Origin of the sequence: Alcaligenes sp. SDU_A2 (genome assembly GCF_038237375.1) — a bacterium.
Lineage (GTDB): Bacteria > Pseudomonadota > Gammaproteobacteria > Burkholderiales > Burkholderiaceae_B > Alcaligenes.
In genome coordinates this window covers 603,557-616,791 of the sequence record NZ_CP151273.1, presented here as the reverse complement: position 1 = coordinate 616,791, position 13,235 = coordinate 603,557, and the positions used below count along the sequence as shown (strand labels likewise).

12 protein-coding genes are annotated in these 13,235 nt (G+C 61.1%); 3 read left to right on the top strand and 9 right to left on the bottom strand.

Annotated features, from left to right (window positions below):
* Position 1: 1 nt before the first annotated feature.
* The 8 genes from AADW57_RS02805 to AADW57_RS02770 all read right to left on the bottom strand — a co-directional run bounded on the left by AADW57_RS02805 (position 2) and on the right by AADW57_RS02770 (position 8,863).
* Complete coding sequence (locus AADW57_RS02805; protein ID WP_341668542.1) at positions 2-1,168, bottom strand: amine dehydrogenase large subunit; 1,167 nt, start codon at positions 1,166-1,168, stop codon at positions 2-4.
* A gap of 31 nt (positions 1,169-1,199) precedes the next feature.
* Positions 1,200-2,072 carry a transporter gene (locus AADW57_RS02800; protein WP_341668541.1) on the bottom strand — a complete coding sequence of 291 codons (873 nt, stop codon included), beginning with the start codon at positions 2,070-2,072 and terminating at the stop codon, positions 1,200-1,202.
* Positions 2,073-2,158: 86 nt separating this feature from the next.
* Positions 2,159-3,649 (bottom strand): aldehyde dehydrogenase family protein, encoded by a 1,491-nt coding sequence (locus AADW57_RS02795; RefSeq protein ID WP_341668540.1) that lies wholly within the window; start codon positions 3,647-3,649, stop codon positions 2,159-2,161.
* A 126-nt stretch (positions 3,650-3,775) separates the two neighbouring features.
* On the bottom strand, positions 3,776-4,333 hold the full coding sequence (locus AADW57_RS02790) for a methylated-DNA--[protein]-cysteine S-methyltransferase (RefSeq protein ID WP_341668539.1): 558 nt from the start codon (positions 4,331-4,333) through the stop codon (positions 3,776-3,778).
* A 43-nt stretch (positions 4,334-4,376) separates the two neighbouring features.
* A complete protein-coding gene (locus tag AADW57_RS02785; protein ID WP_341668538.1) occupies positions 4,377-5,279 on the bottom strand; it encodes a DUF6999 family protein in 903 nt (300 codons plus the stop codon).
* Between the two features lie 3 nt (positions 5,280-5,282).
* Positions 5,283-7,193 (bottom strand): iron-containing redox enzyme family protein, encoded by a 1,911-nt coding sequence (locus tag AADW57_RS02780; RefSeq protein WP_341668537.1) that lies wholly within the window; start codon positions 7,191-7,193, stop codon positions 5,283-5,285.
* A 15-nt stretch (positions 7,194-7,208) separates the two neighbouring features.
* On the bottom strand, positions 7,209-8,120 hold the full coding sequence (locus AADW57_RS02775; RefSeq protein ID WP_341668536.1) for a fatty acid desaturase: 912 nt from the start codon (positions 8,118-8,120) through the stop codon (positions 7,209-7,211).
* Complete coding sequence (locus AADW57_RS02770; protein WP_341668535.1) at positions 8,117-8,863, bottom strand: sterol desaturase family protein; 747 nt, start codon at positions 8,861-8,863, stop codon at positions 8,117-8,119. Before AADW57_RS02770 ends, AADW57_RS02775 begins: the two co-directional genes overlap by 4 nt.
* A 192-nt stretch (positions 8,864-9,055) precedes the next feature.
* Here AADW57_RS02770 and AADW57_RS02765 point away from each other — a divergent pair, with 192 nt between their 5' ends.
* The 3 genes from AADW57_RS02765 to AADW57_RS02755 all read left to right on the top strand — a co-directional run bounded on the left by AADW57_RS02765 (position 9,056) and on the right by AADW57_RS02755 (position 11,996).
* Positions 9,056-9,919 carry a pirin family protein gene (locus tag AADW57_RS02765; RefSeq protein ID WP_341668534.1) on the top strand — a complete coding sequence of 288 codons (864 nt, stop codon included), beginning with the start codon at positions 9,056-9,058 and terminating at the stop codon, positions 9,917-9,919.
* 94 nt (positions 9,920-10,013) lie between these two features.
* Complete coding sequence (locus tag AADW57_RS02760; RefSeq protein ID WP_341668533.1) at positions 10,014-10,361, top strand: hypothetical protein; 348 nt, start codon at positions 10,014-10,016, stop codon at positions 10,359-10,361.
* Between the two features lie 72 nt (positions 10,362-10,433).
* Positions 10,434-11,996, top strand: coding sequence for a TerC family protein (locus AADW57_RS02755; RefSeq protein WP_341668532.1), 1,563 nt, complete (start codon positions 10,434-10,436; stop codon positions 11,994-11,996).
* Positions 11,997-12,126: 130 nt separating this feature from the next.
* On the opposite strand, the gene AADW57_RS02750 is transcribed toward AADW57_RS02755, so the two are convergent.
* On the bottom strand, positions 12,127-13,110 hold the full coding sequence (locus tag AADW57_RS02750; protein WP_341668531.1) for a FecR family protein: 984 nt from the start codon (positions 13,108-13,110) through the stop codon (positions 12,127-12,129).
* Between the last annotated feature and the right edge of the window lie 125 nt (positions 13,111-13,235).

Here is a 13,235-nt window from a genome sequence, read left to right as displayed (position 1 = left end):
ATCAACCTCCGCTCGGATGGGACTGCACCTGCAAAGATGCCTCGGCAGCGCCTTCGATGGTGCGCAGATACACAGGTTCGGGCTGACTGATGTCATAGACATGGACGTTGCCGCCATCCAGCGTCAGCAAGCGATCGGCCTTCTGATTGATGCTCATGGCCAAGGCATCGCGCCCCGGAATGCGTGCCACCCGCTGCTTGGTTTTGGTATCCATGACCCAGATTTCAGCGGCCGGGAATTTATGCGTGCCTTCTTTGCCGTCCGGGTGCATCAGGACATACAAGCGCCCGCTGGCCTGGTGCAGGCCGACCAGGTTGTAGCCGCCGGGCACCCAGTTCTTGGCCCTGTCCTGGTCGTTCAGCAGCGACCAGGGCTCTTCAAGCTTGATCTCTTCGCCGCTGAAGTCCGCTGTATAGACATTGCCGTAGAAAGACACAAAGCTGACCTTGTCCTTCTGCAAAGCCGGGGCAATGAAGATTGGATCGTCTTTGGTCGAGAACATGGGTTTGCTGCGCGACTGACTGGCGACCTTGCCGCTCTCGTCCAGATTAAGGGTCAACAAGGCCCCGTCGCCGCAGATCGTCATGAAACTACGTGGCCGGTTGGGCTGGGGAATCACGCTCCAGCAACCGGCCGCCGCCGTGATGTCCTGCACATAATCGCCTTTAGCCACATCCACCACCCCCAGCGAGGTCGCCGGCGAGGCATTTTGCAAGATGATGAAACGCCCATCGGTCGTCTGACGGAACATGCCGTCGTAATTCAGGCCCTGCACGCGCTTGGGCGGGATAATGATTTCCTTGTCGAAGGTCAGTTTGTCGGCATCCCAGACTTCCACCACATCGGTGCGTTTGCCGCGCGTAACCCGCTCGTGATAGGTGGTCATGGTGTAGATCTTCTTGCCGTCGTTGGACAACTGCACATGACCGTTGAAGGACGTAGGCACCATGCCCAGAAACTTGCCGTTGGTGACGTCAAAAACGTGCACGCGGCTCTCGGTCAGGTGGTTGAACACCGAATCCATGACATAGATCCGGTTTTCTTGTGGTGCCGCGACGCTGTGGCCACCCGTCAGGACTTCACGCGGCTTGTCTTGCGCGTGCGCGGCTGCGGCCAGGGTCAGCCCTAGCAGCGACGCAGCGGCAGTTTTTCTGTACATAGACTTCATTGGACGTGTCTCCTCTTTCGCAGCCACGCGCTCAGAACGCGTAGACATAACGGAACTGCAGCCCGCGCATGCGTGGGCCGTTCTCAACTTTCAAATCATGGATGTACTGCAGTTGCACCTGATGCGCATCGGTCAGCTGATGGGTGATTTCGGCTGCCAACTGATGGTTGCGCGCCCGGCTGACGACGGTTTCACCGGCAATTTTTTCGCGCCCGCCGGTCTCGTAGCGATAACGCAAGCCGACATAGGTTTTTTCGGTCAGATTGGTCGAAGCCAGCGCCATCAGACGAATAGCCGTGTCTTTTTTCAGTGTCTGGCCGTAGTAATTATTGTTTTTGCCGTAGAACTCGAATTCCAGCACGCCTTCCAAATAGGACGATTCGCCAAAGCCTTTGACCACGGCAAAATCCTGAATGGTGCTCCAGCGGTTCTTACCCGGCGAGATGTCGGCGCGCGAACCGTGATAGCGGCCCGTAGGCGCAGTAATAAAGGGTTCCCAGGCAAACCAGAAGCGATTTTCGGGGTCGTTATGCAGCCAAACGGCAGCCCCTGCAATGACATCGCCGATGCCGCTCAGACGATCGCGCGGTTCGCCGGGCAGATCCAGCGTGGTTCTGAAGCCCGGCACGATCAGTTCGTACTGCACGGTTTTGCCGGCCAGTTCGCGAAAGTGCATCTGGCGATAGACCAGCCCCTGAACGCCCAGCTTGGGGCTATCGTCCAGACGCGAGCCATTCTGATAAAAACCGCTGGATTTCAGGCCGGCCATGTACACCGCCAGCAAATTGGTGCCTACCGGTGCCGGAATCCAGTCGCGGGCGCTGGGGTCACCAGCCACAGCCGTACCGGCGCACAGCCCGGACAGGGAAAGCGCGACGCCCACGCGCCGTAAGGTTGCGTGCATTTTTTGTCTCCTCGTATAAAAGGCGCGGGCGGTATCGTTATAGTGTCCGCGCCTGTATCCCTCTTTTTGGGTTTGCGGGGGGGCCGCTAGGTCGCCGGATACGCCATGCAGACCGATTTGGTTTCTAGATAGGCCTCTACGGCGGCACGGCCATGCTCACGGCCCAGCCCCGACTGCTTGTAACCACCGAACGGCATGCTGGGGTCCAACATATTGTGGGTATTGACCCAGACCGTGCCAGCCTTGATGCCCGACACCAGGCGTTGTACGCGGGCCACATCCCGGCTCCACACGCTGGCCCCCAAGCCGAAATCCGTGTCATTGGCCAATGCCAGCGCCTGCGCTTCGGTCTCGAAGGGCGTGGCCACCACCACAGGCCCGAAAATCTCTTCGCGCAGGATACGCGCATCCGGGGCCACATCGGCAAACACGGTAGGACGCACGAAATACCCCTGTTCGGGGCGCGCGCCCTCGCCGGCCAGCATGCGCCCGCCCTGCTGACGGCCCAGCTCGATATACGACTGCACACGCTGCTGGTGGCGGGCGGAAATCAAAGGCGCGATCTGCGTGGACTGTTCAAAGCCCGAGCCCAGCGTCATAGACGCAGCCAGATCTGCCACTCCCTGCACCACACGCTCGTAAATACTTTTCTGCACATACAGGCGCGACCCGGCCGTGCAGACCTGGCCCTGATTGAAGAAGATCGCATTGGCCGCGCCTTCGATGGCGGTATCCACATCGCAATCATCCATGATGACGACCGGGGACTTGCCGCCCAGCTCCAGCGACATGCGCTTCATGCCGTCCACGGCCTGATGGCCGATCAGCTTGCCCACTTCGGTCGAACCCGTGAACGACACCTTGTCCACGCCAGGATGGGCCACAAGGGCCGCGCCCGTGCTCTCGCCCCGGCCGGTAATGACGTTGATGACGCCGGGCGGAAAGCCCGCCTCCAGTGCCAGTTCCGCCAAGCGTAGGGCCGTCAGCGGCGTTTCTTCGGCGGGCTTGAGCACGACGGTGCAACCGGCCGCCATAGCAGGCGCGATTTTCCAGACGGCCATCAACAGCGGAAAGTTCCACGGTACGATGGCGGCCACCACGCCGACCGGCTCGGGCCGCGTATAGGCGTGATAGCGCACGCCAGGCGGAAAAGCGATGGACGGCGAGAGCAGCTCGCCGCTGATCTTGGTGGCCCAGCCGGCCATATAGCGCAGCCACTGGGCGCTGGCACCGACTTCCAGGCCATAGGAAAAGTACAAAAGCTTGCCATTGTTCAGTGTTTCCAGACGGGCCAGCTCATCACCGTGCTGCTCGACCAGATCGGCCAGTCGCAACAAAAGGCGCTCTCGCTGGGCAGGCAGCATCTGGGCCCATTCGCCCTGCTCCAGCGCCTGCCTGGCAGCCCGCACGGCCCGGTCCACGCCCGGCACGCCCGCTTCGGGCTGATGCGCGATGATCTGCGCCGTCGCCGGGTCGTATACGGGGATGGGATCGCCCTGGGATTGGCTGACGGCCTGGCCGTCAATAATCATATGTTCGCGAATAGCGGTCCGCTCGGGACGCTCGTCCTGGCCCATGATCTGTCTCCACACGGAATGGTTGTGATTCTGATGGGGCCAGTATAGGAAGGAGATCGCCGCCGGACTTGCGATTCTGTGCACGGCGGCTTGTCGATTTGGGTACGGAATACCGCCCGAGCTGTGCTAGAACAAATCCAGTTGGCTGGGCAGGCTGTCGTGAATATGCCCTTGCCCGGTAGCGCGTACACGGCGCTCGAAATCCAGCAGTGTCGCTTTGCGATGCAAACCGGAGCTGAACCCCGTCAGGCCGCCATCGGCTCCCTGCACACGATGGCACGGCACCAAGACGCACAAGGGGTTCAGGCCGCATGCCTGCCCGACCGCCCGCATCGCCTTGGGGCGGCCCAGGTGCTCGGCCATCTGGCCATACGTCCAGGTCTGCCCATAAGGAATGGTGCGCAGGGCCTGCCAGACCTGCCGCTGAAACTCGGTACCCTGGGGGTTTATAGGCAGATCGAACTGCCGACGGTGCCCCTCGAAATAATCCTGCAATTGCAGTTGCACCGGCGCTAGCAGCGATGGGTCCTGAACCAGACCGGCCACTTGCTGCGCCGCCAGCCCATGAACGGACTGCTCTTCAAAGTCCAGGCGCAGCAACGCGCCTTGTGGGTCCGCCACCAGACGCATCGCCCCCAAGGGAGTCTCGAAACGAGCCGTACGCAGTCCGACATAGGCAAACATGGCTGCCACCTGAACACAAGAATGAACAACAATAATACTGCGGCTACGCAGCGGTATCAGACACCGATGCGCCCGGCTGCTGCTGTTCGTGCTTCATGCGGCTGAGCAGACTGTGCAGCATTTCGGTGGACAGCCCATGCAACACCAGGCGGTATCCTGCCCGCAAGGTGGACATGGGCACCAGGGGGTGGCCATTATTTACCAGTATCAGGTGTTCGGGAGCCTGCAAAATGCGGGCGGTGTAAATGCCCACTGTCTCGTCCAGTTGCAGGGAATTGGCTGCCCGCCAGAAGTCGTTATCCGTCAGCAATAGCTGGTAAAGAGGCGTGAACAGCTCGATGGCGCTTTGCAGGTCCATCTTGTTCAGCGCCCCCTGCGGCATGTCGGCCAGCTCCAGCGGCACGGGCTGGATCATGGAAAAATCCACCTTGGCGGGTGGCCCGATTTCCTTGCCTTCGGCCCGCAGCGCCTCGTTCAACCGGATCACGAAATTGAACAGGTTCAGATCGTGCTTGACGAAGGTGTGGTCGCGCAGTTCATCCAGGTTCATCGGCGTCAGCGGCGAGGTGGCTACCGGCGTGGGCGAGTTGGCCGAGATAAAGGCCAGCACCTGGGAGCCCAGGTGAAAATGGCGCAGAATCAGCCAATTGGCCTCGGGCGAGACAAAACGCTTCAGGCCCCACACCAGAATGCGATGCAACAGGCCCGAATGCGACCATGAACGCGGCAAAACGGTCTTGACCACCTGAATCAGAATAATCATCAGCCGTGCCAAGGGGCGCAAAAACGGCAACAAGTACTGGCGCGAGGACGAACTGGAATCGGCCAACCACGCCTGCTTGACCGGATCGGGCAAGGGCGTGCTGCGATCCAGATACAGAGCCAGCCAGGGATTGGGGTCTTGGGGGTCGTGGGTTTGGCTCAGAAATTCGGGGCGACGGTCCATGACTTATGACTCTTTCACGTATTGAAACTGCATCAGGTACAGAGCGGCAGTGCGGCGCGCCGTCTCGACGATGACCTGCTCGGCACGGCCCGTATCATCGCAATCCAGCGCCAGCTCCACGGCCATCAGCCAGCGCGCCAGATGGTGCTCGTCATTTTGCCCATGATAATGCAGGAAGCGATACATGGACGGCTCCAAGTCCAGCGCCGATTTGAGCAGCGGCAGTAACGCCGGCACAATGCGCTGACCCGTGCCTTCGATAATGTAAATCGCGCCCAGCAAACCAATTGGGTCACGGCTGGCAGCCAAAGCGTGCAGATAGGCATTGAGCGCCTCGCCGCCTGGGTTGCGGGCCAGTTGCGCCATGTCGCTCTGCGCACCGCCAGCCTGCCGGTAATCGTCGAACAGAATCTTGAAGTCGTCCTGTTCCTCGCCCGCGTGCAGACGGATCAGTTCGGCCAGTGGCGCATAGGCTGGCGACAAGGAATCGCACGCTTCGCGCATCCACTTGGCCCCCTCGCGAACCTGGGGAATCCAGTCCGCCATCCATTTCTGGTAGTCCGCCAACGCAATAGAGCCATCGTGCAGACTGCGCAGCAACGGCGTGCGCCAGACACGCGAGCGGTAATCGTGCCAGATCGGTGCCAGGCGCGTCAGCAGATCGCGCAGCCCCTCGGGGGCATCAGCGGGATCGTGCGGCGGGGCGATGTCCACCTGGGCATCGCCGCCCTGGGCATGCGCCGCAGCGGCAGGACGGGCCAGGGCGGCAGCCGGCGCATCGCAGGCTTCTACTTCCAGCAGGATGTACGCCGTCATGAAGCGGCCCGATTCGGGGATGTAGCACAGGATCTGCTCGCCCGGTTGCAACGTCCGTTCGCGCAGGAACTCGGCCAACATGATCAAAATGGACGCCGCCCCGGTATTGCCGCGCCAGCGCAGATTGCTGTACCAACGCTCGGGCGCAATGCCCAATCCGGCCTGCTCCAGCAGGTCCGCCACCACAGGCATGAACTTCTCGGACGAGTAATGGCACAGGAAGTGGCTGATGCGGGCCGGGTCCACCCAGCCTTCGCGCACCAGCTTCACATATTCGTGAATACCGATGTCGAACAGATGCGGCAACAGGCGTATGTCTTGACGCAGGGACAAGGCCCCCGCCTGCTCGGCCTGTGCCCAGGAGTCGTAATCCAGGTGGCTGCGCGTGGATTCGCGCCCTGCGCCCAACTGCATGCAAACCGGGTAATCCCCAGAAAACGACTTCTGGTGAATCCAGCGCAAACGCAAGCGCACGCCAGGCTGCGCGGTGGGCAGGACCTCGTCCCGGTGGCTCAGCAAAGCCGCCCCCGCCCCGTCCGACAGCATCCAGCGTAGGAAATGAGAGTCGAAATCTGCCTGATAATCCTGCGAGGCAAAGCGCGAGCGGCGAAACAGACGCGAGGGCATTTCGCTGGCCACGGCCATGCCGTGCCGGTGAGCGCCCAGCTCTATCCCCTGCGCCACCGCCTGCAGCGCCGTCACGCCGGCCGCGCAGATGCCATGCACCGAATGCACTTCCAGCGGCGGCGCGCCCAGCTCGCCCTGCACGGTATTGGCCAGACCTGGCATCAACAAGTCGCCCCCCGATGAACCGCTGGCCAGCAAGCCCAGCTCCCCCAGCGGCAGCCCTGCTTCCTGCAGGCAGGCGCGCACGGCATTGGCGGCCATGACGGTATTGCTCCAGCGTGTCGTGCCGTCCTCGTCGATGGCGTAGTAACGCTGACGTATGCCATTTTCGGCCAGGATGCGCTGCTTGATGCGCCCGGACAGGCGGTTCAAGGGCGCGATGAAGCGATCCATGGACTCGTTGTCCACGGGTTCGCCCGGCATGAAGAACTGCGCCTGATGGATAACGACCTGCTCAAAGGCCACGGGCATGAAAAAAACTCCTGACTAGACAGAGTCGCGCCGACGCTCGGAACTGCCGGCGGACATGAAAGATTGACTGCGACAGGCCGGTACAAACAGTCCTGCCACGAATACGCGCAACATATAGGAAATCAGGCCGCCTTCATTCAGGGCGGCCGGCGTGCGGGCGCGGTATTCATTCGCGTGCAGCCGCGTCAAGGCCGACCAGTGGGCGCGCGAATGCTCGTGATGCGCCACATGCAGGCCGATATTAAACAGCAAAGGATTGACCAGGCCTTCAAAGTTGCGCGCATAGGCCAGGACTGCCCCCTGACGGGCCTGGGGACGCCCATCCGCATGGGCATGCTGCAGATAATTAGTGGTCAGCAACCAATGCAAACCATGCAGTTGCGGCAGGATCACATACAAAAACCCCTTGACCGGATCGAGCGCCAAAGCCAAGGCCCAACAGCCCAGCCACACACCGTACTGCGCCATGCAGTAGCGCCAGACGCCGGGCCGGTAGCGGCGCAAACGGCCCAGCCAGGCAAAAATCATGGGATAGAGGGCCGGCACGGCCTCGAAAGGATGCATCAGCCACCCCAATGTGTCATTGGTGTCGCCACGACGGAATCGATAGGTGCGGGCCGCATCCTGTTCACCATGCTTGTAGCGGTGGTGGTTGCGGCCATGCGCGGGCCAGAACACACAGGCCGGATGCCCCTGCAGGGCTGTCAGCCAGAAATCGGTCAGCCGATTAGGCAGGCGGGCGCTCCACATGCGCAGATGATGGTGGTTATGGTTGATGACACCCACGCCTAGCGTCAAAAACAGCAGCAGTCCGTACAGCGGCCAGGAAAAACCGCCACGCCACAAAGCGACGACCAACACTGGATAGGCCAGCAGATACGCCAGACTCTGCACGTCGCGCCGGTTGCGCAGCCGCCAGGCCATCATGCTTGCGGCTCCCCAGCCTGTGGCGGGCGCTCCGGCAGGCGCGTGCGAAACAGCCTGTCCATAAAAGTGAACTGAAAGCCGTAATTGCCGTTGTAGCGGGCATGGTGCAGCTGGTGTCGGCGGCTGGCCGCCAGCCAGTTGCCACCCGAGACAGTCGGGAAGAAGTCGTAGTTGGAATGGCCGATACTGTTAAAGAACAGGCTGAACAGCGGCACCGACAATAAAGACCAGAAACTGAAATCGTGTACCACCATAGGCAACAGAATCACATTGCCCAGCATCAGCGACTCGATGGGGTGAAAACTGTAGGTCGAAAATGGCGTCACCACGACCGACGAATGATGCGGGCCATGAAAGCGCCGCAGCCACGACGTATGCAAAAGGCGATGGTTGACCCAGAAATGCACATCGTTCCAGATCAACAACACCAGGATTTCCAGAGCGATGCGGCCTGCGCCGGCATTGGGCGTGAACTGCGCCCACCCCAGTTGCAGCAGGCCCCAGGGGAAAATCATCCCCAGGCCAAAGATCAAAATCGCTGACCCCGACTGCTTGAGTTCGCGACGCAATTGACCGGGACGCAACGGCCGGGTGTCCAGCGGCCGCCCCCAACCCAGGGCCGGCAACAGCCACTTTGTCAGCGCCAAGGTGCCCAGTGCGAATAGCAGGTAGATGCCGCCGAAAAACAACAGCCCCACGCCCATTACCTGCCAGATGGTCAACGCCTGAAAAGCCTGGCCCATGCCGCTCCCTGTTTTAAAAATTTCGCACATCGTAGCCCGAGCCTGCAGCATGCGCCTGCAATATTGGTTACAAATTGCAGGCCGGACAGGCATGCAAAAGAGCAATACAGTTTTGCGCCAAGGGGGGCTAATCAAGTGCCTTTTTCAGGCTTATCCTTTGATATATAGAATTTTTTTTGACAGGAATATGCGATGAAAAACGTAAGCAGCGTTCTGAACGCCCCCCAACCCCACTGGGTCGGCGATGGCTTTCCCGTCCGTTCCCTGTTCAGCTATCACGACGATGCCACCCAGCACAGCCCCTTCCTGCTGCTGGACTATGCCGGTCCGGCGCAGTTTCCGGCCAACTCGCCTCGGCGCGGCGTAGGCCAGCATCCGCATCGCGGCTTCGAGACCGTCACCATTGTGTACGACGGCGAAGTCTCGCACCGCGACTCCACGGGCCAGGGCGGCACCATCGCCAAGGGCGACGTGCAGTGGATGACCGCCGGTGCCGGCATTTTGCACGAGGAATACCACTCGGAGGCTTTCGCGCGCGACGGCGGCACTTTGCATATGGTGCAGTTATGGGTCAACCTGCCCGCCAGCGCCAAAATGACGCCGCCCCGCTATCAGGCCATTCTGGATGCGCAGATCCCCGTCGTCCCCCTGGACGGCCAGGCCGGTCAGGTGCGCGTAATCGCCGGCGACTACCAGGGTCACACAGGACCGGCCAGCACACACACGCCCATGCAGGTCTGGGATGTCAAACTGACCGCCGGACGCGATGTGACCTTCACTGTGCCCGAAGGCTGGAACACGGGCCTGGTGGTACTGGGCGGCACGGTTCAGATCAATGATCAGACCATTGCCCGCGAAGGCCAGATGGTGCTGCTGGAACAACAAGGCACGCAAGTGCGATTGGAAGCCAACGGCGATGTACAGCTACTGCTGCTCAGCGGTGAGCCGATCGACGAGCCCGTGGTGGGCTACGGTCCTTTTGTCATGAACAGCCAACAGGAAATCGTCCAGGCCATCAACGATTTCAATGCCGGCCGTTTTGGCCAGATGTCCTAAAGCCAAGCAGCACGGCCAGTATCTGGCCGTGCTGCTTGCCTGCATCGGGCAGGCTTACGATATACTGGGGCACTTCTGACTTAGCCCTGACACTATGAGACGCTGGTTCGTCGTCGTCTTACTGCTCATTCTTCCCTTCCAGGCCTACAGCGCCCACTACCAGGCCACCGTCCAGGACGGCCTTTCTGCCTTGGTCCGCCACGAGGTCAGTCAGGTTGCGCCCGCCGACCGCAGCAGCGTGCAGTGGTTAGCCTCCTTACAGAATCTGTCCTCTTTAATGGCTGAAACCGCCATGCAGGACTACGTGGACCACGCCGACACACCGCTGCCCAGTCTGGGGCGCGCTCCTTGGCGGCACGCCTGGCCGCCAGCATTCATCCTCCTTTCCCTACCCGCCATTTCCTGCGAATTCACGCCCGAGCGCCGCCCGCCACGCGCCTGAACCTGGCGCGCCTGCTGCGCATCCCGCACGATTACTTCGCAATATCCCTCTTCTGTCTAACAGGACACCCTTATGGAATGGCTACTCGACCCCAGTATCTGGGTCGGTTTATTGACCCTGGTGGTGCTTGAGATCGTTCTCGGCATCGACAACCTTATCTTCATTGCTATCCTGGCCGACAAGCTGCCGCCCGAGCAACGCGACCGCGCCCGCCTGATCGGTCTGTCGCTGGCGCTGATCATGCGCCTGGGACTGCTGACCATCGTCTCCTGGCTGGTCACCCTGACCACGCCGCTGTTCTCCATCGGCCCGCTCAGTTTCTCCGGCCGCGACCTGATCCTGCTGCTGGGCGGCCTGTTCCTGCTCTTTAAGGCCACCAGCGAACTGCACGAACGCCTGGAGGGCAGCGGCCATCACGCCAGCAGCAACAAGGCCTATGCCAGCTTTGGGGTCGTGGTCGCGCAGATCGTGGTGCTCGATGCCGTGTTCTCGCTCGATGCGGTCATTACCGCCGTGGGCATGGTGGACGAACTACCGGTCATGATGACCGCCGTCATCATCTCCATTGCCCTGATGATCTGGGCCTCCAAGCCGCTGACCACCTTCGTCAACAATCATCCCACGGTCGTGGTGCTGTGCCTGAGCTTTTTGCTGATGATAGGCCTGACCCTGACCGCCGAAGGCCTGGGCTTCAAGATCCCCAAGGGCTATCTGTATGCCGCCATCGGTTTTTCCATCCTGATCGAGTTCTTCAACCAGATCGCACGCCGCAGCGACCTGCGTTCGCAATCACGCCGCCCTTTGCGTGACCGCACCGCCCAGGCCGTGCTGCGCATGCTCAGCACGCAAAAGCGCGAAATGCGCAAAGAAGATGGCCAGGACGAACAACTGGTCGAATCCGAGGAGCAAGCCTTTCGCGCCGAAGAGCGCAATATGGTCAGCGGCGTCTTGACCCTGGCCGAGCGTCCCATCCGTTCGCTGATGACGCCGCGCCAGGAAATTACCTGGCTGGACATCGAGGACGAACCCGACACCTTGCGCCAACAGCTACGTTCCACCCCGCACAGTTTTCTGCCCGTCTGCCAAGGCCAACTGGATCAGGTGGTGGGCGTGGCGCGCGCCAAGGATCTGCTGGCCGATCTGGACAATTACGCGCAGATCAAACAATGGCCGGACCTGCGCGAACCCATCATCGTGCATGAGCACACCGATGTGCTCAGCGCGATTGCCATTCTGAAACAGTCCAACGGCCAGTTCGTGCTGGTCACGGACGAATATGGGGCCATCGAAGGTCTGTTGACCCCTATCGATATCCTGGAAGCCATTGCCGGCGAATTTCCGGACGAGGACGAACAGCCCGCCATCCAGAAAATCGGTCCCAATTTATGGCAAGTGGAAGGCAGCACGGATCTGCTGCTGCTGGCCCAGACCATGGACGCCGAAGAATTGTTCCAGAAAGACAGTAACTTCAGCTCCGTGGCCGGCTTCTTGCTGGAGCGTCTGGACTCTCTGCCCGAAGTGGGCGCGGTGGTGGAAACCGATGGCCTGCGCTTCGAGATTACTGACGTCAGCCAGCGCCGCATCGCCATGGTGCATGTCAGCCGCCAGCAGGATGAACTGGCATCTGCCGAGTAAAACTCCGGACACCTGAACGCGGCACAAAAGCCACTCCTGCGGGAGTGGCTTTTTTTACCTCATCAAGCATTGCTGGGAAAGATCTGGGCGGATTTCGAGGAAACAACATTCCTGGTGGCGGCAGACAAACCTAGGCGCGCCCCAGTAGCAGGATGCCACCGGGCAGACGGGTCAAGTCGACTCCGTAGGTCTTAGCTATCCACTCCGGGGCCTGGTCCAGGCGGTCCAGTGTGAAAGCAGCGGTCACACGGCGATCCCCCAGGGATTCGTCGGTCAGGATCAGACGGCCCGACCAGTAGCGATTCAATTCGCGCACCACGGCCGCCAACGGCGCATTGTCGAACACCAGGCGGCCCTGGCGCCATACGGGTTCCTGCTGCGGCGAAAAGGCCTGGGGCGCACTCAGGGGACGACGGCCATACACAAGCTGCTGCCCGGCCTGCAGTGTCTGCCGCTGACCCGCATAATCGACCAACGCCCCGCCCGACAGGCAGGTAACACAGACCTCGCCGCTCAGGTAACGGATATTGGTGCGGCCATTGAACGCCTGAATAGACCCCGCCCCCGCAAAAACCGTCAAAGCGCCGGCCGACATCTCGGCCTGCCGCACCTCGATCTCGCCATCGAGCAATTGCACAGAGCGGCCTTGATGCGGCGTATCGCGCAGATTCAGACGCGTGCGCGTATTCATGTCCAGCCAGGTATGCTCGGCCACTTCTACGCGGCGCTGTTCGCCCGCACCCGTGTGATAGTCGGCCCGCAAATCCGCCAGGCTGGGCCATAACTGCATGGGCGGACGGGCCAGCAGATAAAGTGTGCCCAAAGCGACCGCGCCACCCAGAAAGGCACGCCGCGTCGGGCTGTGTCCACTGTGCCCCTGACGTGATTGAAACTCTTGCGTCCACTGCTCTCGCATCTGGGGCAAGGTGTCCCAGACTTCGCGGGCCTGCGCAAACGCCGTGGCATGTGCCTGGCTGCGCGCGCACCAGCGACGAAACTCGCGTGCCTGCCGCGCGGTCAGCGACGAGGTTTTCATGCGGATCACCCAAGCCTGCGCCTCCTGTTGCAAGGCATCGTTATCCAGATCAAGGGTGGAGGGGGAAACAAGAGTCATCGAACAATCGGCTCAGCAAAAACAGGGCGTAATACATACAAAATGCCGACTCACGCAGTTGACGGCAATCCGTCCGGCTTTAGGGCGCAATGCCGGCAAGCACGTGACGGCTCAGGCTAAATTGT

Bases quoted from the DNA above. Each gene is read 5' to 3' on its own strand.
- AADW57_RS02805 (WP_341668542.1), bottom strand. From the start codon at position 1,168: ATGAAGTCTATGTACAGAAAAACTGCCGCTGCGTCGCTGCTAGGGCTG.
- AADW57_RS02800 (WP_341668541.1), bottom strand. From the start codon at position 2,072: ATGCACGCAACCTTACGGCGCGTGGGCGTCGCGCTTTCCCTGTCCGGG.
- AADW57_RS02795 (WP_341668540.1), bottom strand. From the start codon at position 3,649: ATGGGCCAGGACGAGCGTCCCGAGCGGACCGCTATTCGCGAACATATG.
- AADW57_RS02790 (WP_341668539.1), bottom strand. From the start codon at position 4,333: ATGTTTGCCTATGTCGGACTGCGTACGGCTCGTTTCGAGACTCCCTTG.
- AADW57_RS02785 (WP_341668538.1), bottom strand. From the start codon at position 5,279: ATGGACCGTCGCCCCGAATTTCTGAGCCAAACCCACGACCCCCAAGAC.
- AADW57_RS02780 (WP_341668537.1), bottom strand. From the start codon at position 7,193: ATGCCCGTGGCCTTTGAGCAGGTCGTTATCCATCAGGCGCAGTTCTTC.
- AADW57_RS02775 (WP_341668536.1), bottom strand. From the start codon at position 8,120: ATGATGGCCTGGCGGCTGCGCAACCGGCGCGACGTGCAGAGTCTGGCG.
- AADW57_RS02770 (WP_341668535.1), bottom strand. From the start codon at position 8,863: ATGGGCCAGGCTTTTCAGGCGTTGACCATCTGGCAGGTAATGGGCGTG.
- AADW57_RS02765 (WP_341668534.1), top strand. From the start codon at position 9,056: ATGAAAAACGTAAGCAGCGTTCTGAACGCCCCCCAACCCCACTGGGTC.
- AADW57_RS02760 (WP_341668533.1), top strand. From the start codon at position 10,014: ATGAGACGCTGGTTCGTCGTCGTCTTACTGCTCATTCTTCCCTTCCAG.
- AADW57_RS02755 (WP_341668532.1), top strand. From the start codon at position 10,434: ATGGAATGGCTACTCGACCCCAGTATCTGGGTCGGTTTATTGACCCTG.
- AADW57_RS02750 (WP_341668531.1), bottom strand. From the start codon at position 13,110: ATGACTCTTGTTTCCCCCTCCACCCTTGATCTGGATAACGATGCCTTG.